The following is a 24477-nucleotide window of genomic DNA, read 5'->3' as shown; positions in this document are numbered from 1 at the left end:
CTTCCGGGCAACCAACAACAATCGCCACACATCATTTCGCCCGGCCCGACAGGTGTCCGACCAGATCAGGAGTGGCCGTAGGGCTCCGGGCCGGCGTCGGCGTCGGCGGTGCCGGGGGGCTGGTCCGGGACTGAGCCCGGGGAGTGCGTGGCCACCCCGACCAGCTCGATGTCGGTCGGAGTCAGGTCGGAGGGGTCCTCGTCGAAGGGGACCGGCTCCGGACGCGCCGAGGGCGCGACCAGCGCCTCCGAATGGGCTCCGCAGCCGTGGTCGACGGCTGTGACCCGGCCGTCATCCGGGGCGAGCTCGTTCGCGCACACCCCGAACAGGCGGCCGAGCGCACCGACGAGCCGGACATGGAAGCCGCAGGTCAGGCAGGCCGCCGGCGCGACCTTGGCGATGGACGCGTCCGGCCCGGAGTCACCGCCGTACCAGCGCTCGGCGGCTTCCTCCCGGCCGAAGGTCGACAACATCCGGGGGCGGCCGATCCCGAGCCCCATCCAGGCCTCGGGGTCGTCGATCTCCTCCGCGTCACTCGCCCGCAGCGCCAGCCGGGGGTCGTCCACGGCCGTCGGGAGCAGGTCGCCCACGCCGACGTCACCCGGCCGCAGGCGCTCGGACCAGGGCACCCAGGCTGGGGCGAGCACCGCGCCCTCGCCCGGCGTCAGTATGACGTCGTTGACGGTCGCCTTCCGGATGCGCGACGCACGCGCGACGACGACGGTCCAGGTCCAGCCGACGTAGGCGCGGGAGAGGCACTCGAACCGGTGCAGGACGAGCCGCTCCGCCTCGGCCTCGACACCGAGGTGCCTGCCGACCTCTGCGGGCGAACCGGCCTCCTCCTCGGCCGCGGCACGGGCGAGGTCCACCGCGCCGGCGCACACCGCGTCGAGGACGGGCTCCCGCAGCAGACGTCCCGTCCGTGCGATCCGCGCCCGCGCCGCCGGCTCGGGGGTTTCGGGCTCGGATGTCCCGGGCACCGCACTTTCGTGCCCCGACACCGCACCAGCCGGAACGCCGACGGACGCATCAGCCGGCCCACCGGCGGGCGGGTCACCCAATGCGTCGGTGGCGGAGGCTGACGCGTCAGGTGGCGTCGGGGGGGTGGGCTCGGCCGCTGCCGCCCGCGTGCGGCGCGACGACCGGCGCACGGGCCGGCGTGGCTTCTCGTCCGCGGGGGACGGCGCCGTGGCCTCACTGTGATCCGTCGCAGTGCCAGCGGGGGGAACGCCGGCACCATCCGACGAACCCCGGGACCCACGGGCCCCAGCCGACTCGGAACGAACTTCTAGTGCTTCCACGGCACGTATTCTCACCCAACGACGGTCGCCCCGCCCGATGTGGTCGTGGTCTCGAGCGGTACTGGCGAGGACACTCGGCAGAGTGAAGCCGGGAAGCACGCTCACCGAAGGACTCAGCCGCCTGCGTGCGACCATTCGCCGCGACGGCGCGCAACAGTCCGGGCTGTCCTCGCTGACCGAGTTGTCTTTCGTCAACGCGGCGGGCGACGCGCTCGTCACGGTGGCGCTGGCCGGCTCGCTGTTCTTCGCGGTGCCGACCGGCGAGGCCCGGTCCAAGGTGGCACTTTACCTACTGATCACGATGGTGCCGTTCGCCCTGCTCGCACCGGTCGTGGGGCCGCTGCTGGACAGAGTGGCCTACGGGCGGCGCACCGCGCTCGCGGCCATCTGCCTTGGGCGGTGCCTGCTGGCCTGGCAGCTGGCCGGCGCCCTGGACGGGCTCGCGGTCTACCCGCTCGCCCTCGGGCTGCTCGTCCTGTCGCGGGCGTTCGGCGTCGCCCGCAGCGCCGTCGTGCCGCGAGTCACGCCACCCGAGATGACCCTGGTCAAGGTCAACTCCCGGATCTCCCTGGTCAACATCGTCGCCGGCGCGGTCGTCGCCCCGCTCGGCCTCGGGCTGGCCAACATCCCGTTCGTCGGCTACCCGTGGGTTCTGCGGGTGTGCGCGCTGATCTACATGGCCGGGGTGCTGCTGGCCTTCAACCTGCCCGGCCACGTCGACTCCGCGGCCGGTGAGCGGACGCTGCGCGAGCTCACCGGCCCGCGCCGGCGGGGCAACCTGCGCACCCGGTTCGCCGCGGCGCTCGGCGCGCTGCCCGTCGCGTTGCGGGCGACGCTGGTCCTGCGCGGACTGGTGGGCTTCCTCACCTTTTACCTGGCATTCCTGCTGCGGACGAACGGCGGCAACAACCTGTGGCTCGGCGCCCTCGCGGCGACGGCGGGATTCGGCAGCGGAATCGGCGTCCTCATCGGCGGGCGGCTCGGGCGCCGGCGTCCCGAGGGAATTCTCATGCTGGGCCTGCTGCTGGCGGCGAGCGGATGCCTCGTCGCCGCGGTGACGTACACCCGGTTCACCTCGCTGGTCGCGGCCCTGCTGGCGATGACGGCGGGCTCGATGGCCAAGCTGGCGCTGGACGCCATAATCCAGCGCGACATCGTCGAGGACACCCGGGGCTCGGCCTTCGCCCGCTCCGAAACGGCGCTGCAGCTCGGCTGGGTGACCGGCGGCGCGTTCGGGCTGATCGAGATGCCGGGCACGCTCGGCTTCGCGCTCGCCGCGGCGGCGGTCGGGCTGGCCCTCGTCCTGCAGTCCCGGGCGCTGCGGGAGGCCCGCCGCCAGGCCCGCGAGCGCCACCGGCCCACGGCCCGGGAGACCACCGGCGCCAAGCCGCCGTGGCCGGGCCCGCAGGCACCGGCGCAGCCGTCCGCGCCCGTCGCCGACACCGTTCCCGCGCCGGCCGGCTACGCGACAACCGGCTATGCGACAACCGACCGCGCTGTCGCCGATCCCACAGCGACCGACCCCACCGCGGTCGGTCCCCCACCGGTCAGCCCCGCGGGTGCGGGTGCAGTGCCCACGGGTTCCATGAACGGCTGGTATGCCCCCGATCCGCGGGCCGACGTCCCGGTCAGTTGGCGGGGGCCCGCCGGCGGCGGGCAGCGAGCCGGCGGCGATCCCGACGCTACGAACCCGCTGGGGCACCCGCCCGTCCCCGGGCCGGCGGCGGCAGAGGGCCCGGGCGGCGCGTACGGCCCGGCACCGCAGCTGCACCATGCCTACCAGCAGCCCACCCCCGCGGTGCCGCGGACGCTGGAGGATCCCGACCCTCCGAACGGCTCCGCCCGCCGCGGTCGCTGGCGCCGCGACCGGCCACGATAGCTCCCGCAGGGCAGGCCGCCCGCCGCGCCCGGAGATAATCGTAAGCGCCAGATCACAGCGGGTGCGCGGAACCACGGAGGGTCGATCGCGGTGCTAGGGTCCGTCAACTAAGTCCGGTTTGCACCACATCACAGGGACCGTGCCGTCACTGCGCCGTCCGGCACGGTGGCCTGGTCGCAGACCGGCACCCCAACGGCGCGACGGAAGACGAGGACACGTCCAAACCATGATCTTGAGCAGGTCATGACCCGCACCCTCATCGTCACCGCGGTGAACGCCGAGGCGGACGCGGTGTGCGCCGGTCTGATGGGGAGTTGGTCGCGCGGTCGCTCGCGCACTCCGTCCGGGCCCGGCGGCCTGGTCTCGCCCGACTGGGACCGGCAGTTGCTGACCACCTCGACCCTCGGGCCCTATGTCGGGCGCCGGCGCGGTCCGGTGACCGTTCTCGCCGCCGGCCCGGCTGGTCCGGCGTCCGCGGCCGGGACGGCCGTCGCCCTGGCGGTCGCGAGCGCGGCCGGCGAGCCGTTCGGGCTGGTCATCTCGATGGGGATCGCGGGCGGTTTCCGCGGCTGGGCTGAGGTCGGCGACCTGGTGATCGCCGATCGGATGGTCGCCGCGGACCTCGGCGCCGAGTCCGGACTCGACGAGCCGGCCGAGCCGGCAGCCCCGGTCCGGATCAACGAGATGGACCGCAACCTGGGCTTCCACCCCGCCGGGGCACCCCCGTACCAGCCCGGCCCGCCGCCGGGCCCGGTGGCGGCGGGCGCGTTCCTGACCATGGACGACCTGGGCCTCGGCTCGTCGACCCTGCAGCCCGACGCCGACCTCGTCCGGCGGCTGACGACCGTTCTCGACATCACCGGGCGCAGAATCGTGAGTGGCACCGTCCTCACTGTGTCGACCGTGACCGGGACGGAGCGGCGGGCCGCGGCGCTCACAGCACGGCTGGACCCGGTCGCCGAGGCGATGGAGGGGTACGCCGTCGGGATTGCCGCGGGCGCGTTCGGTGTTCCGGTGACGGAGATCCGCGCGGTCAGCAACCCGGTCGGCCGGCGAGACCGCGCGGCGTGGAACACGCAGGCCGCGCTGGGCAGCCTGCGCACCGCGGCGGCGGCGCTCGTGGCACACCCGGAGGGCCTGGTACCCGCCCCCCGCGCGGAGAAGGAGTCGGGGCCGACGGGCTAGCCCGGGCCCTCGGGAGGCAACGGACCAGGAGGTCGCGCATGAGTACACCGCCGATCGGAAGCGAGGGCGGAGCGCCGGCGCCGGACCAGCTGACGCTCGCCATCTCACCGTGCCCGAACGACACCTTCGCCTTCCACGCGCTCATCCACGGGTTGGTCCCGGGTGCCCCGGCGGTGTCGACGACCTTCGCCGACATCGACGTGCTGAACGCCCGCGCCGCCGACGGCCGGGACGACCTGGTCAAGGTCTCCTACGCGGCCCTGCCGTGGCTGCTCGACCGCTACTCGCTGCTCACCGCCGGCGGCGCGCTCGGCCGCGGGTGCGGACCGCTCGTCCTGACCGCCGGGCGGACGGATCTGCGCGACGCCTCGGTCGCCATCCCGGGCACCCGCACCACCGCCTACCTGCTGTTCCGCCTGTGGGCCGAGCAGCTCGGCATCGGCTCGATCAACGTCGTGCCGTTCGACCGGATCATGCCTGCCGTCCGGGACGGCCAGTACGACGCCGGGCTGGTCATCCACGAGTCGCGGTTCACCTACCCGTCCTACGGACTGACCGCGGTGGCGGACCTCGGTGACTGGTGGGAGGGCCGGACGGGGCTCCCGATTCCGCTCGGTGCCATCGTGGCCCGCCGCGGGCTCGACACCGCTGCGCTGTCGGCCGCCGTGCGGGCCAGCGTGGCCGCGGCCTTTGCCGACCGGGCCGCCAGCGCGACCTTCGTGATCGAGCACGCGCAGGAGATGGCCCCCGAGGTCGCGAACGCCCACATCGAGCTCTACGTCAACGACTTCACCCTCGACCTGGGCGACGAGGGGCTCGCCGCCGTCCAGGAGCTGCTCGGGCGCGCCGCCGCCGCCGGCCTCGTCCCGGAGCTGCCCGCCGGCGCCCTGACCGCCACCGCCCTGGCCACCGGCGCATAGCCAGAGCCGCGCCGGGCCCGCCGGCGACCTCAAGGCGGAGAAGAAGCTCGGGCTGAACGTGCACGGCCAGGCCGGGCTACCCTGCCCGCGCTGCGGGGACACCGTCCGGGAGGTGTCGTTCGCCGATCGCTCGCTGTAGTACTGCCCCACCTGCCAGACCGGCGGGCGGGTTCTGGCCGACCGGCGGATGTCAAGGTTGCTCAAGTGAGCGCCACGCCGCATCCGCCCAGCGCCGCGGCGGGTGGCAGGATGGCACTGTGAGTCCCCAGCAGATACCGACCGTGAACGTGACGGAGCTTCCCGTCCACCTGCCCGCCGAGGGTGGCCCGCTGCTCGTCGACGTACGCGAGCCCGACGAGTGGGCCGCCGGTCACATCGACGGCGCGGTCCACATCCCGATGGGCGACTTCCTGGCCCGCATCAGCGAGGTCCCCCGGGAGCGGGAGATCGTCGTGGTGTGCCGCTCCGGCAGCCGGTCGGCCGCCGTCACCGCGCACCTGGCCCGTGAGGGCTGGCAGGCCCGCAACCTCGTGGACGGGATGATCGGCTGGCAGGCCGCCGGCCGCCCCATGATCAGCGAGACCCCGCTCGCCCCCACCGTGCTCTGACCGTGCTCTGACCGCCGCCGCCGCGGCTCCCCGCGGCGGCGCGGCTCCGCCTAGTCGGCTTCCACCCGCGCTGGTTCCACCCGGACGACATAGTCCTCGATCACCGGGTTCGCCAGCAGCGTCGACGCGAGGTGCTCGATGCGCGCCAGCGCCTCGGCGTCGGCCTCGCCGTCCAGGTCCAGCTCGAAACGCTTGCCCTGGCGAACACCGCTGATCCCGGCCACGCCGAGGCGCGGCAGCGCCGTGAGCACCGCCTGGCCCTGCGGGTCGAGGATCTCCGGCTTGAGCATCACATCCACCACAACCCTGGTCACACCCGCGGACCTTACCGGCTTTCAGCGGCCCGTCCGCCTGGCTGGTTAGGCTCGCCGGGTGTCCCCCTGGAGAACATCCACCCTGGTCGTCGGTTTCGACCTGGACATGACCCTGCTGGACGCCCGCCGCGGGATCGTCGCCACCTTCGCCGAGCTGGCCGCCGAGACCGGCGTCACGATCGACGGCGAGGCCGCCGTGCGCCGTCTCGGCCCCCCGCTCGAGGACGAGATCGCCCGCTGGTTCCCGGCGGACGAGGTGGCCCGGCGGGCCGCCCGCTATCGCGAGCTCTACGCGGTGCACGCGGTGCCCGTCTCCGTCGCGATGCCGCACGCCGCCGAGGCCGTCGAGGCGGTCCGCAGCGCCGGTGGGCGGGTCGTGGTCGTGACCGCGAAGAGCGAGCCGCTGGCCCGGGCCAGCCTGGAGCACATCGGAATCACAGCGGACCACGTCGCGGGCTGGCTGTTCGCCGAGACCAAGGGCGCGGCGATCGAGGAGCACGGCGTGGACGTCTTCGTCGGCGACCACGTCGGGGACGTCCACGGCGCGCGCGCGGGCGGAGCGGCCTCCGTCGCGGTGCCCACCGGCCCCTGCCCGCCGGACGACCTGACCGCGGCCGGGGCGGACGTCGTCCTGCCCGACCTGGCGGCCTTCCCGGCCTGGCTGGCGGACGAGGTGCTCCGCCGGCGCCTGGACACGCTCAGCGCACGGCTGGGTGAGCTCGGATCGGTGCTGGTCGCCTTCTCGGGCGGCGCGGACTCCGCCTTCCTGCTGGCCGCCGCCGCGCGGGAACTCGGCCCCGATGCCGTGGTCGCGGCCACGGCCGTGTCGGCGTCCCTGCCCGCGGCCGAACTCGACGCGGCCCGCCGCTTCGCCACTGGCCTCGGGGTGCGCCACCTGTTCCCGGCGACCGACGAGATGAGCCACGAGGGCTACCGCGCCAACAGCTCCAACCGTTGCTACTTCTGCAAGTCCGAGCTCGTCGACACACTCGCGCCGCTCGCCGCCGAGCTGGGCCTGGCGCACGTGGTCACCGGCACCAACGCCGACGACGCCCGTGCGGGGTTCCGGCCCGGCATCGGCGCGGCGGCCAGCCGGGGCGCGCGCACGCCGCTGCTGGACGCCGGTCTGACCAAGGCCCAGGTGCGCGCCGCCTCCCGCACCTGGGGGCTGCCGACCTGGGACAAGCCGGCGGCGGCCTGCCTGGCGAGCCGGATCGCCTACGGGGTGCGGGTCAGCCCGGCCCGGCTCGCCCGGGTGGAGCGTGCCGAGACGGCGCTGCGGGTGGCCACGGCAGCGGCCGGCCTGCACATCCGCGACCTGCGGGTGCGCGATCTCGGGGACGTCGCCCGGATCGAGGTGGATGCCGACCACGTGGCCGGACTGGTGGCCCGTCCTGATCTGGTCTCGGTGGTCGTCGAGTCCGGTTTCGCCCGCGCGGAGGTCGATCCCCGGGGCTTCCGGTCCGGCTCGATGAACGAGCTCCTTCCCGCCCCCGGGCGCCAGACCGAGCCGGCCTGACACCCGGATCGGGATCAGCGCCTCAGAAGGTCGGGGCGCCCTCGCCCTGCTGCCGGACGCCCCGCTCGACGTGCTCGCGGTAGGCGGCGGCCTCACTCGGCGTCGCCGAGAGGCCGTCGGCGTGCGCGTTCTCGTCGCGGCGACGGCTGTCCTCGGCCTCGGCGAAAGCGTCCGCGTCGCGGAAGTCGAGATCACGGTCGGGCTTCGACATGGAGCTCACTCCTCCGAACGATCGATTCTTTCTGGTTGCGCGTTGTGTGCTCCCGCTGGTGCGTCCGCTGGTGCGCGCCGTGTGCACTTGTGTCCTGCAGCGCGACCGTTCCGCGTCACGCGCACGGCGGTCCTGCCCCGGATGCGTCTTCTGTAACGTCCTTGGGCGCCGGAAGAACTCGCCTTACCGGACAGACGCTCCATATTCCGCAGCCAGCCACGAACTGTCCGGTGTCGGACGAACATCGGCGTGGTCATCCGGGGACGATGTCGGGCCCCGGCCACGCGGTGTCATCGTCCGCGAAGGGGCTACACATGAGGCGGGCGCCGGATAACCTGGGAATCCGTCACCGCGTGTCAATCCGCCGATCCGCAACGCAGAACGAGGTCGCCCGTGCCCACCGGCAAAGTCAAGTGGTTCGACGTCGACAGGGGTTTCGGTTTTCTCAGCCGTGATGACGGCGACGCCGACGTCTTCGTCCACAAGGCCGCTCTGCCGTCCGGTGTGGATCGCCTCAAGCCCGGCGATCGGGTCGAGTTCGGCATTGCCGCCGGCCGGAAGGGCGATCAGGCGCTCTCGCTGCGCATTCTGAGTGCTCCTCCGTCCGTTGCCAAGGCCGCCGCGAACGCCTCACGGCGCAGCCCCGACGAGCTCCACAGCATGGTCGAAGACATGATCAAGGTCCTCGACGACGTCCAACGCGACCTGCGCCGCGGGCGCTACCCCGACCGCAGGGCGGCCCAGAAGGTGGCCAAGGTCGTCCACGCGGTCGCCAACGAGCTCGAGCGCTGACAGGCGCGACCCCCGGTCAGGCCCGGGGGTCGTCCGGCGGGATGATCGTCACCCGGCGTCCGCAGCCCGCGCAGACCGCGACCACGGCGCCGGGCTCCTCGTCCGAGGGCACCAGGTGCGCCAGCGGCACCTGCCCACCGCACCAGGGGCAGGCCAGCCACGGCCCGGCGGTCTCGGTCATCAGCGGTGCTCCCGTCCGGGGGTGTCGCGATGCGGACTGGTCCGGGGTGCACCGCAGCGCCGCCCGCTCTGGTATCGACGACTCTGACACCGACGACACCGACCCGCCGGGCGTTCCGCGCCGTGGCCGGAGAATCCGGCCATAGCTTCGGCACGCGCGGAGCCGTCGCCGCGTTGGTGCAGACTGCGAACAGGCGTAGAGCCGCGACCCCGGGCACCGAAGGTGGAACATCATCGTGGATCACAACGGGGAACGCGTCGCTCCGGCGGCGCGCGGGCAGCCGGGTGGCATGGCACCACCCGGTGAGGTCCTGCACCCGCACGAACCCCGGGCGATCGGCCCGTACCGCCTGCTGCGCCGCCTGGGCGCGGGCGGGATGGGCACGGTGTACCTCGCCGAGTCCGCCGGCCGCCGGGTCGCGGTGAAGGTCGTCCGGCCGGACCTGGCCGCCGACGAGGAATTCCGGCGGCGGTTCCGGCAGGAGGTCGACGCCGCCCGCCGGGTCGCGCCGTTCTGCACCGCCGAGGTGCTGGACGCCGACCCCGACGCCGCCGCCCCCTACCTGGTGACCGAGTTCATCGACGGCGTCCGGCTCGACCACGCGGTGGAGAACGGCCCGATCAGCGGCTCCACGCTGACCGGGCTCGCCGTCGGCGTGGCCACCGCGCTGACCGCGATCCACGGCTCCGGTCTCGTCCACCGTGATCTCAAGCCGAGCAACGTGCTGCTGTCGATGTCCGGCCCCCGGGTGATCGACTTCGGCATCGCGCAGGCGCTCGAGGGCGCCAAGGCGAAACCCACCGCGTGGGGCTTCGGGTCCGCCGGCTGGATGGCCCCCGAGCAGGTGAACGGCCAGGCCATCGGCCCGGAGGCCGACGTGTTCACCTGGGGCATCCTGGTCGCCTACGCGGGCACCGGCCACCACCCGTTCGGCACCGGGACGGACCTGGAGCTCAGCACCCGCATCGTCGGCTCCCGCCCGGCCCTGGACGGCCTGCCGCACGATCTGAAGGCGCTGGTCGCGGCCGCCCTCGCCAAGAACCCCGACGACCGCCCGAACGCCCGCGACCTGCTGCTGAGCCTGATCTCGCTGCCGCCCACCCGATCCGGCGACGGCCGGGACGACGGCACCGGGCGGCCGAGCGCCAGCGCCGTCGGCCAGGCCGAGGAACTGCTGAACCTCACCAGGGGCACGACCCTGCCCGGCCTCGCGCCGACCCGGGTCGCCCCGGGGACGTCCGGTGAGCGGGCCCCGGCCAGCCACGGCGGCCCCCCAGGTCACGGTGGCGGGGCGGGGCCGTCCGGTGTCGCTGTTCCGGCGCCGGCGGGCGCGCCGGCCTTCTCCGGGGCCCCCGGAGCGGCACGCGGGCCGGCTCCCGGCGGCGGCCCCGCGGGATTCGGGCCCTCCGGCTTCCGCCCCGCCGGTGCTGGCGCGGCACCGCACCCACCCACGCACGGGCCAAACCCGCCGGTGCAGGGGCCGCGCCCGCCCGGTCAGGGCCCGTACCCGCCCGTCCCCTCTGGGACCAGCCAGCCTCGCTCCACGTGGCACCGCGTGCTCCTGTTCGGCGCTGCCGCGCTCGCAGTCGTCCTGGCCGCCTGGCTGATCAGCTCGGTCGCCGGCGGCTCGGACGATCCGGGAGCAGTCTCGGGAGCCGGCGACCGGCCCGCGGCGTCCCAGCAGCCGACGACTCCGCGCAGCGGGGGCCTGAACACACCCGTCCGCGACGACCAGCTCGAGTTCACCGCGAGCAAGATCAGCTGTGGCGCCGACCACGTCGGCGACGGGTTCCTGGCCCGCCGCCCGAGCGGCCAGTTCTGCCTGGTGGACATGAAGATCACCAATGTGGGAACGGCCGAGCGTGTTCTGAGCAACTCCAACCAGTACCTGCACACCTCGGACGGCGGCCGCCATGCCGCCGACTTCCTGGCCCGCTACTGGATCAACGACGGGATCTGGGACACGATCTCGCCCGGCGCCACGGTCACGGGCACCTTCGTCTTCGACATCCCCGTGGACGCGGAGGCCGAGGAGCTCGAGCTGCACGAGCGGCCGGAAAGCCCGGGCGTCACGATCCAGCCGTAACGACCCGGGCCAGCTGCGACGACCCCCGGGGGCGTCAGACGAGCGGCCTGGCCGCCGCCGAGATCGCGAGCGCGTCGAACGGCATCGGCCCGACGTCGAGGACGGCGTTGCCGGAGCAGGGCCGCAGGCCGTCAAGCAGGAGGTCGAGGTGGCGCCGCCAGACCTCGGGTGCGAAACCGTCGGTCAGGTCCAGCACGACCCGCATCGACCGGACCAGCACGATCAGGTCGGAGAGCACGACGTCCGGCCGCACCGCCCCGGCCTGCTGCGCCTGGGTGAACATCTCTCCGATCAGCGGGACCACATCGGCGAACAGCAGCTCGTTGGTCCGCCCGCGCCAAAGCCGGCTCGACAGGAAGGCCCACTGGCAGACCTCGGTCGTGATCGACCGGACGAAGAACGACCGCAGCGCCACCGTCGGTGGCTCGGTGGCCAGCACGTCCTCGGCGATCGAGCGCAGATGATCGACGACCGTGCCGAGGATCGCCTCGATGAGCGCGTCCTTGTTCGGGAACCGCCGGTACAGCGTGCCCATCCCGACCCCGGCCCGCTTCACGATCTCGTCGACGCCGACGTCGAGGCCCTGCTCGACGAACAGCTCACGGGCGGCGACGAGCACCCGCTCACGGTTGCGCTCGGCGTCGCAGCGCAGCGGCCGCGGCGAGCCGGGCGGCCGGGAGACCGGCCTCGCCCGCGCCGGCCCGGGCGGCACCGGGATCGAGCTCAGGTGCCGGGCGGGCGCGGTCTCCGCACCGGCCCGGCGCGAGAACACCGGCTCGGCACGCGGCCGGCCCATCCGGCCGTTTCCCGGAGCCCAGCTGACGGGACCGGGCACGGATCCGCATCGGCGCAGGCTACGGTGGCCGTCACGGACGCAAACGGCCGTAGACGGACGGAACCCGGACGTGCGAAGCGGGCCGGCCACGCCGAGCAGATCGGGGACAACAGTGGGCGAGAGCACGGCCGGCGCGGGGCCCACGAGCGCCACTGGCGCCAGGCGCCGCCGCGGAACGGGCCGTGACAGAGCCGGCCTCGGCGGAGCGGGACGCGGGGCGGGACGCGGGGCGGGACGCGGGCGACTGGTCCGCGCCGCCGGCGCCCTGTGCGCGGTCGCGATCATCCTGCTGGTCGGCGGGTGCGACGAGGTCCTCGACGCCACGGCGGGAGACCCGACCGCCGCGCCCGCACCCGCACCCGGCGGCGGCGGGGTGAGCGGCGCGGGCGCCCCGCCCGGCGCAGGCTCGGCCCTCCAGGTGCTCGGCACGCTGCCGATCCGCGCGGAGGACAACTCCCCGCCCTACAAACGCAATGAGTTCGGGACGGCCTGGAGCGATGTCGACCACAACGGCTGCGACACCCGCAACGACATCCTGCACCGCGACCTGCGCAGCATCACCACCCGCAGCAACGACGACTGCATCGTCCTGACCGGCGAGCTGCGCGACCCGTACACCACCCGAATCATCCGGTTCGACCGCGGGCGCAACTCGTCGGCCGTCCAGATCGACCACGTGATCCCGCTGGCCGACGCCTGGCGCACCGGCGCACTGGAATGGACCGCGAAGGAACGCCTCGGCTTCGCGAACGACCCGGAGAACCTGCTGGCCGTCGACGGCCCGACCAACCAGCAGAAAAGCGACCAGGACGCCTCCGAATGGCTCCCACCGAGCCCCGGAATCCGCTGCGCCTACATCGCGCGCCAGGTCGGATTGAAAGCCCGCTACGGCCTCTGGGTCGAACAGGCCGAGGCTGACGCCATGCGGCAGGTGCTGCAATCCTGCCCGCAGCAGCCACCGCTCGGAATGGCCGCGGCCTCCGGCTGAACACCGAACACCCGTCCGGTCGGCGACCCGCCACTGCGCGGGCCACCGGCCGGACGGCGAACGACTCCGGTCAACGCACCGGCGGGTACCCGGCGCGCCCGTCCACGTCATAGTCCGCCGGGACGTCCACCTGCCGGGTGGTGCGGCGGTGCACCCGCAGGGCCTGGGTCGAGGGCTCCTCGTACGCCCCGGCCTCGGGGTAGACGTCCACATTCGACCGCGTCACGAGGGCGCGCCGCCGCCGGGGCGCGAACACCGCGAGCTCCAGGACGAGCCCGACAGCCCCGGCCAGCATGAGGATGATCCCGACAACCGCGATGTCGAGCCCGGAGATCGTCACGTCGACCGCGAACGTGAGGACCGCGCCGAGCGCCATCAGAAATACTCCGGCACCGATTCCCATTGCGTTGCTCCCTCCGAGGGTCTGTCCGGCGGAGGACTCTGACGAGGTGACCTCCGACCTTCGTGATCGGGGTCGGAATACCCGGTGCGCCGACCGGTACTCATCCCGATGTGGGAGACATTCCGGACCACCACCGGTCCACCCCCCATGACCGCCCGCCCTGACCACGGTTTTGATCCTGGCTTGTGCTGGTTAAGGGACCGAATCCCGCTTCGCGCGATCTCGGGGGTTTACTTCGCCTAAAACCGGGCATCGGGGCGTCAGCCGCTTCTCCGGGGTGAAGCGCGCCACTGGGCCCGGCCGTCAACTTGAGTCGCTGCTCGCAGCCCCAGCCATTCCGCACGCCGCAGAGGCGGCAATGGGATCAGCGGTGCCCGGCTTCACGCCCGCCACCCGTGGCCGGCTGGCCGCGTCGGCGCCCTCTGCCCTGGACCCGGACTCGAGCTGGCGGGCCGGGATGCCAAGCATGTTTCCAGACCAGCAGAGAGGCTTAAACAACACGCCCCGGACCAAGCCCCACGCCTCCGAGGGCGAGCGAAGCGAGACCGAGCCCCCCGACCAGCCCCCAGCCGAAAAACCAGCCTTTGGGGCCCCACGCGCAGGAAGCCGGAGCGTTCGGAGCCACCGCACCCCAGCCCTCTGGGGGGTTTCGGGGGGTCACCCCCCGGAAAGCGTCGCGGCCCGCCGCGCAGCCAACCCGAAGGGGCTGGCAAGCGCGACGGGCCTGCTCGTGGGCGAGGGGGGAGTTGAACCCCCACGTCCGTTAGGACACACGGACCTGAACCGTGCGCGTCTGCCATTCCGCCACTCGCCCGAGTGGGACTATCTCCTTGCCGTGGGACACGCTATCACGCCGGAGACGGTAGCTTGCGCCGCCCCCCGGCCGGCCGCGGGGGCATGTCAAGCTGCCGAGCCGAGGGTTGGACCGGCCTGGGGGCATACGATCTCACAGACCGGGAGAAGGGAGGTCGGGCATGGGCGTGCTGCAGCGCTTCGAACGGCGCCTTGGCGGCCTCGTCGAGGGTGCGTTCGCGAAGGTCTTCAAAGGCGGGGTCGAACCCGTCGAGATCGCCAGCGCCCTGGCTCGCGAGACCGACGACCGGCGTGCGAGCAGCTCGAACCGTGTCCTCGTCCCGAACGAGTTCGCCGTCGAGCTGGCCGGTGGCGACTTCGCCCGGCTGGCCCCCTACACCCGGGCGCTCTGTGACGAGCTGGCGGAGATGGTCCGTGAGCATGCCGCGGAGCAGCGCTACACCTTCGTCGGCCCGGTGACTGTCCGACTGGCGGAGGCCGCCGATCTCGACATCGGCGTCTTCCGAATCCGCAGCAGTGTGGCCTCCGCGGATCCCGCGGTGGTCGGTGGCCGCCGGCCGCGGCCGCGGCCGGCGGCGCCGGGTACCCCGCATCTACTGATCACGACACGCGCGCCGGGCGGGTCGGGCAGCGGCGAGCGGGAGTACCCGCTGGACGCGGAGACCACGGTGATCGGGCGCAGCGTCGAGTGCGACATCCGGCTGAACGACACGGGCGTCTCGAGGCGGCATGGCGAGATCCGCCGCCTGCCTGACGGGCAGTTCCTGTACGTGGATGCCGGCTCCACGAACGGCAGCCTGGTCAACGGGCGCGCGGCGACGCAGGTGAAGCTTGTCAACGGCGACCGGATCGAGCTGGGGACCGCGGTCGTGGAGTTCCGGCGTGAGGAGGCCCGCGGCGCAACCGGCCCGCGTGGGCCGCGCACGCCGGTCCCGGCACGCTCGTCACCGCCGCCGGGCCGCCCGACCCCGCCTCCGGCGGATCACCGCACGCCGCCGCCGTTCGACCCGCGCCAGCCAACTCCGTCGACCCGCCGGGGTACTCCGTCGCCGGACGACCGCTATGCCCGCCCGGAGCCGGGCGTCCCGGGTGGTCCGGGCGGCCGCGAGCCCGGTTACCGCGACCGCCCCGGCCGGGATCCGCGCGATGGCGACTACCGCGAGGGGCCGTCTCCGCGTTTCCGGGACGACCCGCCCGGCCGGCCCGCCGGCGACCACCGGCCGGACGCGTACCGCGAGGGGCCGTCGCCCCGCTTCCGCGACGAGCCGGGCGCGCCGCCCGACGGTTACCGCGAGGGGCCGTCCGCGCGTTTCCGGGACGAGCCGCCCGCCCGGCCGCCGGCCGGGCCCCGGTCGGACGGCTACCGCGAGGGGCCCTCGCCCCGCTTCCGCGACGACGGGGCTCCCGCCCGGGGCCGCCCCGGGCCGACGCCGCCGCCGAACGCGCGCCAGGGCGGGGAGCGGGGTGACGGCGGCCGGCGGGCCCCCGGGCCGGGCCGGGGGCCCGAGTACGGGCGGGCTGGCAGGCCCGATCCGGGCCGCGGTCACCGCGGGGAGCCACCGCGTGCCGGCGCGCGCGGCGCGGGCGGTCCCGCCGACGAGATGTACCGCTCGTCCACCGATCCACGCCAGCGCCCGCCCGCGCGCACCGACGACGGCCTCGAGGCGCTGGAGCCTCTCGACGGCTTCGACGACGCCGAGACCCGCCTGCCCAGCCGGGCGGCGAACCATCCCGGCGACGACCGCCGGCGCAGGGGCTGGTAGCCGATGGATCCCACCGCGCCGAGCGAGCTCGTCCTCCTGCTGGTGAAGATCGGCTTCCTGGCGCTGCTCTGGGGGTTCGTCCTGGTCGCCGTCCGAGCTGTCCGCCTGGACATGTTCGGGCCGACCAAGCGCCAGCAGCGACGCCAGCCAGTAGTCGCGAGGGCACCGTCCCCCACCCCCGGGGGGCGTCCCGAACGTGTCAGATCGCCACGCCAGAGCCCACGCCCAGCCCCCGCGCCACCCATCAACCCGGCTCCGAGCCGGCTCGTGGTCACAAAAGGGCATCTTGCCGGCACAACAATCCCACTAGGTCCCGAGGCAATCACCATCGGACGGGCACCGGACTCGACTCTGGTCCTCGAGGATGACTTCGCGTCAGGACGGCATGCGAGACTCGTTCCTCACGACGGACAGTGGTTCGTCGAGGACCTCGGCTCGACCAATGGCACATTCCTCAACCGCACGAAGGTGACGAGTCCCATGCCGGTACCTCTCGGCGCGCCGGTCAGGATCGGGAAGACGGTCCTGGAGCTTCACCGGTGAGCCTCAGGCTTCACTTCGCCGTCCGCTCGGATGTCGGGCACGTCCGAGAAGGGAACGAGGACTCCGCCTACGCGGGAGCCCGCCTGCTCGCGGTGGCCGACGGTATGGGCGGCCACGCCGCCGGGGAGGTCGCGAGCTCGACCGTCATCTCCCGGCTGGCCGAACTCGACGAGCACCTCGACGCGACAGACCTGCTCGAGGAGCTGTCCGACGCCGTCCGGGACGCCAACCGTCGCCTGCGCGACATGGCGATGGAGAACAGCTCCCTGGACGGGATGGGCACCACGGTGACCGCGATGCTGTCCTCCGGGGAGCATCTCGGCCTGCTGCACGTGGGCGACTCCCGCGCGTACCTGTTGCGCGACGGCGTGCTGACGCAGATCACCCATGACCACACCCTCGTCCAGGACCTGGTCGACCAGGGTCGGATCACCCCGGAGCAGGCGAACACCCATCCGCAGCGGTCGCTGCTGATGCGGGCGCTCGACGGCCGCGAGGTCGAGCCGGACGTCTCGATGCGCCAGGCCGTCGACGGGGACCGCTACCTCCTGTGCACCGACGGCCTGTCCGGGGTGGTCAGCGAGGAGACGATCCTGGAGGCGCTGCTGCTTCCGGCGCCGCAGGATGTGGTGGACCGCCTGGTCGAGCTCGCCCTCAAGGGCGGCGGCCCGGACAACATCACGGTGGTGGTCGCGGACGTCATCGACGACGACCTCGACGACGACGCCCCGCTCGTGGCGGGCGCGGCCGCGGAGAAGCGCGTGGTCCCCGGGGCGGCGGCGGCCCGCACCGGACCCAACCCGCGCAACACCGACTCCGAGTCGGCGGCGGCGAAGGCGGCCCGCATCGGTCGGCCGGGCTTTCACCGCCGGGGCTCCGGCGACCGCCACGACGATCCCGACGACGACCCCGAACGAGGCACGGCCCACGGCGGCCGGCGCCGCCTGTTCATGTCGACGGTCGTGCTCGTCCTGGTGGTCGCCGGCGCGGCAGCCGGCTGGACGTACGTGCGCGGCCAGTACTACGTGGGCGTCGACGACGACCACGTGGCGGTCTTCCAGGGGCTGAAGGGGAGCATCGCGGGCATCTCGCTCTCGACGGTGCGTTCCCGCCACCAGCTCCTGTCCGAGGTCAACGAGCCCTTCCAGGACACCGTGCGCCAGGGCATCGAGGCCGACGACCTCTCCGAGGCCCAGCGCATCGCGGCCGACCTGCCCACGGCGTCCCCGGCCGCCTCGACCACCGACACCGCGCCGACCACGTCCCCCACCCGGGCGCCGGACGCGAAGACGTCCAGGTCGGATCCGCTCCCGACCGTCGACCCCACGTGCCTGGGCGCGGTGACCGGCGCCGCGCCGCCACCGGGCTGCCCCGGGGTGGGCGTGACGCCGTCCCCGTGAGTCCGGACGCGCGATGACCCTTCCCCCGCTGCGCCGGCCGAGGTCGGCGGACCTGACGGCGACGTTCGCCGGGTTCCCGCTGCCGAGCGGGCTCGAGCTGCCGCCGTACCGCCGCCGAGAGCTGTTCCTGCTCGGTTACGCCGGCGTGCTGGCGACGGGCGCGTTGGCCGCGCTGATGCTGGCCCACGACGGGACGATCGGCTTCCAGGTCTTCACCTACGGTCTCGGCTTCTTCTCGCTGTGGGCGCTGGGGCACCTGGCCGTCCGCCGGTTCGCGCCGGCGGCCGACCCGGTGCTGCTCCCGGTGGTGGCGGCGCTCAACGGGATCGGCCTGGTCATGATCTACCGGCTGGACCTGGCGAAGGCCGACAGCGCCCGGCGCGCCGGCAACCCGATCCCGACCGGCGCCGCGCAGACCCAGCTCGTCTGGACCCTGCTGGCGATCGTCGTGTTCGTACTGGTTCTGGCGGTCGTGCGCGATCATCGGGCGCTGTCCCGCTACGCCTACACGCTGGGCCTGGCAGGCCTGGTCTTCCTGGTCCTGCCGATCGCGCCCGGCATCGGGGCCACCATCAACGGGGCCCGGCTGTGGCTGCAGGTCGGGCCGTTCTCGTTCCAGCCCAGCGAGGTCTCGAAGATCGCCCTGATGATCTTCTTCGCCGCCTACCTGGAGAACAAGCGGGACGTCCTCTCCCTGGCGTCGCGGTCCTTCCTCGGCATGAAGATCCCGCGGGCACGTGACCTCGGGCCGGTGCTCGTGGCGTGGCTGGCCAGCCTGGGCGTCCTGGTGGTGCAGAAGGACCTCGGCTCGTCCCTGCTGTTCTTCGGGATGTTCCTGGTCATCCTGTACGTGGCGACCCAGCGCGCGTCGTGGGTCGCGATCGGCCTGTGCCTGTTCATGCTCGGCGCGGTGGTGGCGCACAGCCTGTTCGGCCACGTCCAGGTCCGCGTCGACGGCTGGCTGCACGCCTTCGACGGCAACAACCCGTCGAACACGTCGTATCAGCTCGTTCAGGGCCTCTACGGATTCGCCGCCGGAGGCCTGACCGGCACGGGGATCGGCCAGGGCAGCCCGCAGCGGGTCCCCTTCGCCAACACCGACTTCGTCATGGCCAGCCTGGGCGAGGAGTTCGGGCTGACCGGCGTGATGGCGATCCTGCTGCTGTACGCGCTCGTGGCGGCCCGCGGCATCCGGGCGGCGCTCGGAGCCAAGGACCCGTTCGGCAAGCTGCTGGCGACCGGCCTCTCCGCGACCGTCGCGCTGCAGGTGTTCGTGCAGGTCGGAGGCGTCATGCGGCTCATCCCGCTGACCGGCCTGACACTTCCGTTCGTCTCCTACGGCGGTTCGTCCATCGTCGCGAACGCCGCCATCATCGCGCTGCTGCTGCGGATCAGCGACGCCGCGCGGCGCCTGGAGGAGCCCGTCCCGGACGCCCCGCTGTTCGACCCGAACGCCGTGGCGGAGAGCCCCACCCAGGTGGTGAAGACCACGTGAACACCCCGGTTCGCAAGGTCGCCCTCGCCTGCATGGTGCTGTTCGCCGCGCTGCTGGTGAACGCCAACTGGATCCAGGTGGGCCAGGTGGACCGGCTCAAGACCGAGCCGACGAACGCCCGCCAGATCACCGAGCGCCTCGAGCGCCAGCGCGGCGGGATCATCGCCGGCGAGACCGTCCTGGCCACGTCCGTCCCGGTCGACGACGAGTACAAGTTCCAGCGGCAGTACCCGAACGGGCAGCTCTATGCCAACCTGACCGGCTACTACACGCTGTTCACGGCCTCGGGCCTCGAGCGCTCCGAGGACGTCTTCCTCTCCGGCGACGACGACCGGCTGCTGGCGAGCCGGGTCACCGACCTGTTCACCGGGGAGGAGCGGCGCGGCGGCACGGTCGTGACGACCATCGACCCGCACGTCCAGCAGGCGGCCATGGACGCGCTCGACGGGCGCCGGGGCGCCGTCGTCGCGCTCGACCCGTCCACCGGGGCGATCCTGGCGATGGTCACGACCCCGTCGTTCGACCCGAACACGCTCGCGACCCATGACGAGTCAGCGGCGACCGACGCCTACCAGCAGCTGTCCACCAACAGCGACCAGCCGCTGCTCAACCGCGCCGCGCAGCAGACCTATCCGCCCGGCTCGACCTTCAAGCTGATCACCGCCGCGGCGGCGCTCGCGCACGGCACCGAGCCGGAGACCCGGGTCGCCGCACCGGATGAGCTCACCCTCCCGCAGAGCACCACAGTGCTACCCAACTTCGGGGGGGAACGCTGTGGGGACGGCCGGACCGATACCCTGACCCACGCATTGACCATCTCCTGCAACACAGCGTTCGCCCAGCTCGGGATCGATCTGGGCGACGACGTCCTCCGTGCCCAGGCGGAGGCGTTCGGTTTCAACTCGACGATCGAGGACTTCCCGCTCCAGCAGGCCCGCAGCGTCTTCCCGTCCGACCTCGACGGCGCGCAGACCGCGCAGTCGGCGATCGGCCAGTTCGACGTACGGGTCACCCCGTTGCAGATGGCGGAGGTGGTGGCGGCGATCGGCAACGGGGGTGTCCGGATGAAGCCCTATCTCGTCTCCGAACTGCGCGGGCCGGATCTCAAGCGGCTCGACCACACCGAACCGACCGAACTGAACAAGCCCGTCTCACCCGAGGTCGCCGCCAAGCTCACGACGATGATGGAAAGTGTCGTGACGTCGGGCAGCGGCCGCAAGGCCCAGATCGACGGAGTGGACGTCGCCGGCAAGACGGGCACCGCCGAGCACGGCACCGGCGAGCCACCGCACACCTGGTTCGTCGGCTTCGCTCCCGCCAGTGCCCCGAAGGTCGCGGTGGCGGTGATCGTCGAGGACGGCGGCGGCGAGTTCGCCACCGGCGGCGCCGTCGCAGCACCCGTTGCCAAGGAAGTCATGCAGGCCGCATTGGACACGCAACGATGAGCACATCCGCCAACAGTCCGTCACCGTCGCAGCCGTTCGCCGGCGCCGCCTCCCCCAACACCGTGCTCGACAACCGCTACCGCCTGGACGGCCGCATCGCGACCGGTGGGATGGGTGAGGTCTGGCGTGGCCTCGACCAGACGCTCGGCCGTCCCGTCGCGGTGAAGCTGCTGCGCCCCGAGTACGCCAGTGACGAGTCCTTCCTGGTGCGCTTCCGGGGCGAGGCCCGGCACGCGGCGCGGCTGTCCCACCCCGGTGTGGCCTCCGTGTACGACTACGGCGAGGTCTCCACCGCCGACGACTACCCGACCGCCTACCTGGTGATGGAGCTGGTGGAGGGCGAGCCGCTCTCCGCGCTGCTGCACCGGGAGAAGCGGCTGAGCCCCGACCGGATGCTCGACATCCTCGGCCAGTCCGCCGACGCGCTGCAGGCGGCGCACGCCCTCGGCGTCGTCCACCGCGACGTCAAACCCGGCAACCTGCTGCTCCGGACCGACGGAGCGGTGAAGGTGACCGACTTCGGCATCGCGCGCGCGGTCGACGCGGCCCCGCTGACCGCGACCGGGATCATGATGGGGACGGCGTACTACGTCTCCCCGGAGCAGGCGTCCGGGCGCCCGGTTACCCCCGCGAGCGACGTGTACTCGCTCGGCGTGGTCGCCTACGAGTGCCTGGCCGGGCGGCGGCCGTTCGACGACCGCAACCCCATCGTCGTCGTCATGGCCCACCAGCAGGACACGCCGCCGCCGCTTCCCTCGGACATCCCGTACCAGGTCAGGGCCCTGGTCGAGTCGGCGATGTCGAAGGACGCCTCGCGCCGGCCGAGCTCGGCGGGCGCGTTCGCCCGCTCGGCGGCCAGCATCCGGCGCAGCCTGTGGAACTCCGACGCCGGGCGGTGGAGCGGCACCCCGGGTGCCGCGGACGCCACCGCGCGCCATCCCGCGCCACCCGCGCCACCGCACCTGGGGCCGGTGCCCCCGCGGGCGCCGACCGCCCCACGCACGCCGTCGTGGAACCGCTCCGGCGGCGCGTCCTGGACCCAGCAACCGCCGCCGGCGGACCCGACCGCCGCGGCACCCGGCATGCCGGCCACCGCCCTGCAGCCCTCCCCGGGGCAGGGCGGCTCCGGGCCGGGCGCCGGGCGCGGCGGCGGCCCGGGACGGCTCTACGGGTCGGGCGACTACCCGCCCGACCCCCGCAACCCGTCCGACTACCGCAATCCGTCCGACTACCGCAACGACTATCCGCCCGGCGGCGAGCACGGCCCGGGGTGGCACGGCGGTCGGGACGACGGCGGGCACCGGGACGGCAGCGGGCATCGGGACGGCGGGCCCGGCGATCCGGCCAACACGCTCTACCAGCCGTCGCCGTCCTGGTCGGACCCGCCGGGCGACGGGCCGGGCGGCCGGGTCGCGCACCGCCGGCCGGGCGCCGCGGCCCAGCGCCGGCGGCTCCCGCTGCCGGTACTCATCGCGCTGCTGATCCTCACCGTGTTGGTGGTAGCAGTGATCACTCGCACCGTCGCCGAGGCGGGCGGTTCCAAGGATGGGGCGGCCGCCACGTCGAATGTGCTATATCTCACACCCGCGGAGGGTGAGATCGTCGGCCCGGCCGGCGAGGCGGCTGGCACGGTGGTGGCCGGCGCTGCAGAGCCGACGACGGGTGACAACCTGTGACGGATGTAACTGACAGGTACGAAGCTCAACCGAGACTGGTCGGTGAGCGCTACGAGCTCGGTGGCTGCATCGGCTACGGCGGCATGGCCGAGGTCTACCGGGGCCGCGACATCCGGCTGGGCCGCGAGGTCGCGGTCAAGACGCTGCGCGCCGACCTCGCCCGCGACCCGACCTTCCTGGCCCGGTTCCGCCGGGAGGCGCAGTCCTCGGCCTCGCTGAACCATCCCGCGATCGTCTCGGTGTACGACACCGGCGAGGACGTCATCAACGGGACCCAGCTCCCGTACATCGTCATGGAGTTCATCGCGGGCCAGACCCTGCGGGACGTCCTGCAGGCGCAGGGCGCCCTCGACGAGCGGCACGCCATGCAGGTCACCGCGGAGGTCTGCGCGGCGCTGGACTACAGCCACCGGATGGGCATCATCCACCGCGACATCAAGCCCGCGAACGTGATGCTGGCCTCCGACGGCTCGGCCAAGGTGATGGACTTCGGCATCGCCCGCGCCACCACCGCCACGACGTCGAACATGACCGCGACGTCCGCCGTGATCGGCACGGCGCAGTATCTCTCCCCCGAGCAGGCCCGGGGCGCGCGGGTGGACACCCGCAGCGACGTCTACTCCACCGGCGTGCTGCTCTACGAGCTGCTGACCGGCGAGCCGCCGTTCCGCGGCGACAACCCGGTCGCCGTCGCCTACCAGCACGTGCGGGAGATCCCCCCGCCGCCGTCGAGCCACGACTCCCGGATCTCCCCCGAGGCCGACGCGGTCGTCCTGAAGGCGATGGAGAAGGACCCCGACGACCGGTACGCCACCGCCGGCGAGATGCGCGACGACCTCGAGCGCGCGCTGAGCGGGCACCGCGTGCACGCCATGATGATGGGCGCGGGCGACGAGACGATGCTCGGCGGTGCGGGAGCGGGCACGGCCGGCACGGCGCTGCTCGGCCGCTCCGGCGGCGGCTACGACGACCGGTACGAGGGCGGCGGCTACCAGGGCCGCTACGACGACGGCTACGACGAGCCGGGCGGGTACGACGACGGCTACGGCGAGCAGACCCGCGTGCGCGGCGAGCCCTACGACCGCTACGACCAGACCGGGCCCGTCGACCGCTACGGCAACGCCGGCCCCCCCGGTCACCGCCCCGGCGACGACCGGGACCGTGAGGGCTCGTCGACCTGGAAGTTCGTCCTCGCCGGGCTCGGCGCGGTCGTCGTCTTCGTGGTGGTCGCGCTGCTCGCCTCCTCGCTACTCGGCGGCGGGGGCGGCGGTGACGACACGGCCGCGGCACAGGTCACCATCCCCTCCGGGCTGAAGGGCCAGCCCTACGACGCCGTCGTGGGCCGGTTGCAGAGCGAGGGCTTCACCGGGCACTTCGACAAGCAGACCCAGGAGAGCACGGACGTCGCCCCGAACTCGGTGCTGGAGATCTCCCCGGGCGAGGGCCAGACCATCGCGGCGGACGGCACGATCTCCATCACGGTGGCGATCGCGCCGGGCCAGGTGACCGTCCCGCAGGGCCTCGCCGGCATGACCCAGCAGGCGGCGACGGACGCGCTGACCGCCCTCGGGCTGCAGGCGTCGCCGATGCAGTACTACGAGGCGGCGAACCACGGTGTGGGCAAGGTCGAGAAGACCGAGCCCGAGGCTGGGCGCCCGGTCGACTCCGGTAGCTCGGTCACGATCTGGGTGGTCAGCTCGACGGTCAACGTGCCCAACGTGAAGGGCAAGAACGCGTCGGCGGCCATCTCCGAGCTGCAACGGTACGGCCTCACCGCCGTCCAGGAGACCGTCGTGGACAACGCCAGCCAGCCGGGCACCGTCTCCGACCAGAGCCCGGCCGGCGGCGCCGTCAACCGCGGCTCCTCGGTGAAGATCTTCATCGCGGCGCAGAACCAGCAGCCGGCCACCCCGACGGCGACCGCCACCACGCCACCGCCGACCGACACTCCACCGGTGATCATCGATCCGACGACCCCGCCGGCGACAACCCCGCCGGCGACCGCTACGCAGCCGGCCGGTGGCGGGACGCCGACGAATGGCCAGCAGCCCGGTGCTGCCGGGCCCCTCCGGGGAGCTCTGAACCGACCGAGCTCCTGATCAACGACTGACCCGCCCGCC

Annotated in this window: 21 protein-coding genes, 1 tRNA gene and 1 pseudogene; 16 read left to right on the top strand and 7 right to left on the bottom strand. The window is 73.3% G+C overall.

Translation table 11 applies throughout. From position 1 onward, the window contains the following. Positions 1–65 precede the first annotated feature (65 nt). A complete protein-coding gene (locus tag FRANEAN1_RS00735; RefSeq protein ID WP_347176928.1) occupies positions 66–980 on the bottom strand; it encodes a DUF3027 domain-containing protein in 915 nt (304 codons plus the stop codon). A gap of 358 nt (positions 981–1338) precedes the next feature. On the opposite strand from FRANEAN1_RS00735, the gene FRANEAN1_RS00730 reads away from it, so the two are divergent. The 5 genes and pseudogenes from FRANEAN1_RS00730 (at position 1339) to FRANEAN1_RS00715 (ending at position 5893) form a co-directional block, all read left to right on the top strand. Further along, positions 1339–3180, top strand: coding sequence for an MFS transporter (locus tag FRANEAN1_RS00730; protein WP_049795555.1), 1842 nt, complete (start codon positions 1339–1341; stop codon positions 3178–3180). Positions 3181–3423: 243 nt separating this feature from the next. Then, a complete protein-coding gene (mqnB, locus tag FRANEAN1_RS00725; RefSeq protein WP_012157596.1) occupies positions 3424–4365 on the top strand; it encodes a futalosine hydrolase in 942 nt (313 codons plus the stop codon). 38 nt (positions 4366–4403) lie between these two features. Further along, the gene (locus FRANEAN1_RS00720) at positions 4404–5285 is read left to right on the top strand and encodes a 1,4-dihydroxy-6-naphthoate synthase (protein ID WP_012157595.1); all 882 of its coding nucleotides are present in this window, start codon (positions 4404–4406) and stop codon (positions 5283–5285) included. Positions 5286–5313: 28 nt separating this feature from the next. After that, positions 5314–5493, top strand: a pseudogene (locus FRANEAN1_RS37960) (zinc finger domain-containing protein); the annotation flags it as partial. A 49-nt stretch (positions 5494–5542) separates the two neighbouring features. Next, a complete protein-coding gene (locus FRANEAN1_RS00715) occupies positions 5543–5893 on the top strand; it encodes a rhodanese-like domain-containing protein (protein ID WP_012157593.1) in 351 nt (116 codons plus the stop codon). A gap of 50 nt (positions 5894–5943) precedes the next feature. On the opposite strand, the gene purS is transcribed toward FRANEAN1_RS00715, so the two are convergent. Continuing rightward, positions 5944–6207 (bottom strand): phosphoribosylformylglycinamidine synthase subunit PurS, encoded by a 264-nt coding sequence (gene purS / locus FRANEAN1_RS00710; RefSeq protein WP_012157592.1) that lies wholly within the window; start codon positions 6205–6207, stop codon positions 5944–5946. A gap of 58 nt (positions 6208–6265) precedes the next feature. Between purS and larE the strand changes: the two genes are divergently transcribed. Beyond that, the gene (gene larE, locus FRANEAN1_RS00705) at positions 6266–7726 is read left to right on the top strand and encodes an ATP-dependent sacrificial sulfur transferase LarE (protein ID WP_012157591.1); all 1461 of its coding nucleotides are present in this window, start codon (positions 6266–6268) and stop codon (positions 7724–7726) included. 22 nt (positions 7727–7748) lie between these two features. Here larE and FRANEAN1_RS00700 read toward each other — a convergent pair whose 3' ends face one another. After that, positions 7749–7937, bottom strand: coding sequence for a hypothetical protein (locus FRANEAN1_RS00700; protein WP_041253514.1), 189 nt, complete (start codon positions 7935–7937; stop codon positions 7749–7751). Between the two features lie 393 nt (positions 7938–8330). Here FRANEAN1_RS00700 and FRANEAN1_RS00695 point away from each other — a divergent pair, with 393 nt between their 5' ends. Continuing rightward, positions 8331–8729, top strand: coding sequence for a cold-shock protein (locus tag FRANEAN1_RS00695; RefSeq protein WP_012157590.1), 399 nt, complete (start codon positions 8331–8333; stop codon positions 8727–8729). 16 nt (positions 8730–8745) lie between these two features. On the opposite strand, the gene FRANEAN1_RS41940 is transcribed toward FRANEAN1_RS00695, so the two are convergent. Then, entirely contained in the window at positions 8746–8910 is a 165-nt protein-coding gene (locus FRANEAN1_RS41940) for a hypothetical protein (protein WP_198145440.1), read from the bottom strand. Positions 8911–9199: 289 nt separating this feature from the next. Between FRANEAN1_RS41940 and FRANEAN1_RS00690 the strand changes: the two genes are divergently transcribed. Beyond that, positions 9200–10996 carry a protein kinase gene (locus FRANEAN1_RS00690; RefSeq protein WP_198145573.1) on the top strand — a complete coding sequence of 599 codons (1797 nt, stop codon included), beginning with the start codon at positions 9200–9202 and terminating at the stop codon, positions 10994–10996. Positions 10997–11030: 34 nt separating this feature from the next. On the opposite strand, the gene FRANEAN1_RS00685 is transcribed toward FRANEAN1_RS00690, so the two are convergent. Beyond that, positions 11031–11831 carry a TetR/AcrR family transcriptional regulator gene (locus FRANEAN1_RS00685; protein WP_012157587.1) on the bottom strand — a complete coding sequence of 267 codons (801 nt, stop codon included), beginning with the start codon at positions 11829–11831 and terminating at the stop codon, positions 11031–11033. A gap of 112 nt (positions 11832–11943) precedes the next feature. Here FRANEAN1_RS00685 and FRANEAN1_RS00680 point away from each other — a divergent pair, with 112 nt between their 5' ends. After that, complete coding sequence (locus FRANEAN1_RS00680; RefSeq protein WP_012157586.1) at positions 11944–12819, top strand: HNH endonuclease family protein; 876 nt, start codon at positions 11944–11946, stop codon at positions 12817–12819. A 70-nt stretch (positions 12820–12889) separates the two neighbouring features. Here FRANEAN1_RS00680 and FRANEAN1_RS00675 read toward each other — a convergent pair whose 3' ends face one another. Both FRANEAN1_RS00675 and FRANEAN1_RS00670 read right to left on the bottom strand, forming a co-directional pair. Beyond that, positions 12890–13222: a DUF6458 family protein gene (locus FRANEAN1_RS00675; RefSeq protein WP_012157585.1), complete on the bottom strand. Its 333-nt coding sequence runs from the start codon at positions 13220–13222 to the stop codon at positions 12890–12892. 731 nt (positions 13223–13953) lie between these two features. Next, a tRNA-Leu gene (locus FRANEAN1_RS00670) sits at positions 13954–14036 on the bottom strand. 160 nt (positions 14037–14196) lie between these two features. Between FRANEAN1_RS00670 and FRANEAN1_RS00665 the strand changes: the two genes are divergently transcribed. Genes FRANEAN1_RS00665 through pknB form a run of 7 tightly spaced genes read left to right on the top strand, consistent with a single transcriptional unit; the run spans position 14197 to position 24456 of the window. Then, the gene (locus tag FRANEAN1_RS00665; RefSeq protein ID WP_012157584.1) at positions 14197–15798 is read left to right on the top strand and encodes an FhaA domain-containing protein; all 1602 of its coding nucleotides are present in this window, start codon (positions 14197–14199) and stop codon (positions 15796–15798) included. A gap of 3 nt (positions 15799–15801) precedes the next feature. Beyond that, the gene (locus tag FRANEAN1_RS00660) at positions 15802–16341 is read left to right on the top strand and encodes an FHA domain-containing protein (protein WP_012157583.1); all 540 of its coding nucleotides are present in this window, start codon (positions 15802–15804) and stop codon (positions 16339–16341) included. After that, positions 16338–17741, top strand: coding sequence for a PP2C family serine/threonine-protein phosphatase (locus tag FRANEAN1_RS00655; RefSeq protein ID WP_012157582.1), 1404 nt, complete (start codon positions 16338–16340; stop codon positions 17739–17741). The genes FRANEAN1_RS00660 and FRANEAN1_RS00655 overlap by 4 nt, the downstream gene beginning before the upstream one ends. A gap of 13 nt (positions 17742–17754) precedes the next feature. After that, complete coding sequence (locus FRANEAN1_RS00650; protein WP_012157581.1) at positions 17755–19236, top strand: FtsW/RodA/SpoVE family cell cycle protein; 1482 nt, start codon at positions 17755–17757, stop codon at positions 19234–19236. Then, entirely contained in the window at positions 19233–20681 is a 1449-nt protein-coding gene (locus FRANEAN1_RS00645) for a penicillin-binding protein 2 (RefSeq protein WP_012157580.1), read from the top strand. The genes FRANEAN1_RS00650 and FRANEAN1_RS00645 overlap by 4 nt, the downstream gene beginning before the upstream one ends. Beyond that, a complete protein-coding gene (locus tag FRANEAN1_RS00640; RefSeq protein ID WP_012157579.1) occupies positions 20678–22357 on the top strand; it encodes a serine/threonine-protein kinase in 1680 nt (559 codons plus the stop codon). Before FRANEAN1_RS00645 ends, FRANEAN1_RS00640 begins: the two co-directional genes overlap by 4 nt. Then, positions 22354–24456 (top strand): Stk1 family PASTA domain-containing Ser/Thr kinase, encoded by a 2103-nt coding sequence (gene pknB / locus FRANEAN1_RS00635; RefSeq protein ID WP_012157578.1) that lies wholly within the window; start codon positions 22354–22356, stop codon positions 24454–24456. The genes FRANEAN1_RS00640 and pknB overlap by 4 nt, the downstream gene beginning before the upstream one ends. The last annotated feature ends 21 nt before the right edge of the window (positions 24457–24477 follow it).

Source organism: Parafrankia sp. EAN1pec, from assembly GCF_000018005.1.
GTDB classification, from domain to species: Bacteria; Actinomycetota; Actinomycetes; order Frankiales; family Frankiaceae; genus Parafrankia; species Parafrankia soli.
This window is presented reverse-complemented; position numbering and strand designations above follow the sequence as displayed.

What these genes read in the sequence shown, in the direction of transcription:
- mqnB (WP_012157596.1), top strand. Translation starts at nt 3,424, where the DNA reads ATGACCCGCACCCTCATCGTCACCGCGGTGAACGCCGAGGCGGACGCG.
- FRANEAN1_RS00675 (WP_012157585.1), bottom strand. Translation starts at nt 13,222, where the DNA reads ATGGGAATCGGTGCCGGAGTATTTCTGATGGCGCTCGGCGCGGTCCTC.
- FRANEAN1_RS41940 (WP_198145440.1), bottom strand. Translation starts at nt 8,910, where the DNA reads ATGACCGAGACCGCCGGGCCGTGGCTGGCCTGCCCCTGGTGCGGTGGG.
- FRANEAN1_RS00650 (WP_012157581.1), top strand. Translation starts at nt 17,755, where the DNA reads ATGACCCTTCCCCCGCTGCGCCGGCCGAGGTCGGCGGACCTGACGGCG.
- FRANEAN1_RS00665 (WP_012157584.1), top strand. Translation starts at nt 14,197, where the DNA reads ATGGGCGTGCTGCAGCGCTTCGAACGGCGCCTTGGCGGCCTCGTCGAG.
- FRANEAN1_RS00640 (WP_012157579.1), top strand. Translation starts at nt 20,678, where the DNA reads ATGAGCACATCCGCCAACAGTCCGTCACCGTCGCAGCCGTTCGCCGGC.
- FRANEAN1_RS00690 (WP_198145573.1), top strand. Translation starts at nt 9,200, where the DNA reads ATGGCACCACCCGGTGAGGTCCTGCACCCGCACGAACCCCGGGCGATC.
- FRANEAN1_RS00700 (WP_041253514.1), bottom strand. Translation starts at nt 7,937, where the DNA reads ATGTCGAAGCCCGACCGTGATCTCGACTTCCGCGACGCGGACGCTTTC.
- FRANEAN1_RS00660 (WP_012157583.1), top strand. Translation starts at nt 15,802, where the DNA reads ATGGATCCCACCGCGCCGAGCGAGCTCGTCCTCCTGCTGGTGAAGATC.
- FRANEAN1_RS00730 (WP_049795555.1), top strand. Translation starts at nt 1,339, where the DNA reads ATGTGGTCGTGGTCTCGAGCGGTACTGGCGAGGACACTCGGCAGAGTG.
- FRANEAN1_RS00720 (WP_012157595.1), top strand. Translation starts at nt 4,404, where the DNA reads ATGAGTACACCGCCGATCGGAAGCGAGGGCGGAGCGCCGGCGCCGGAC.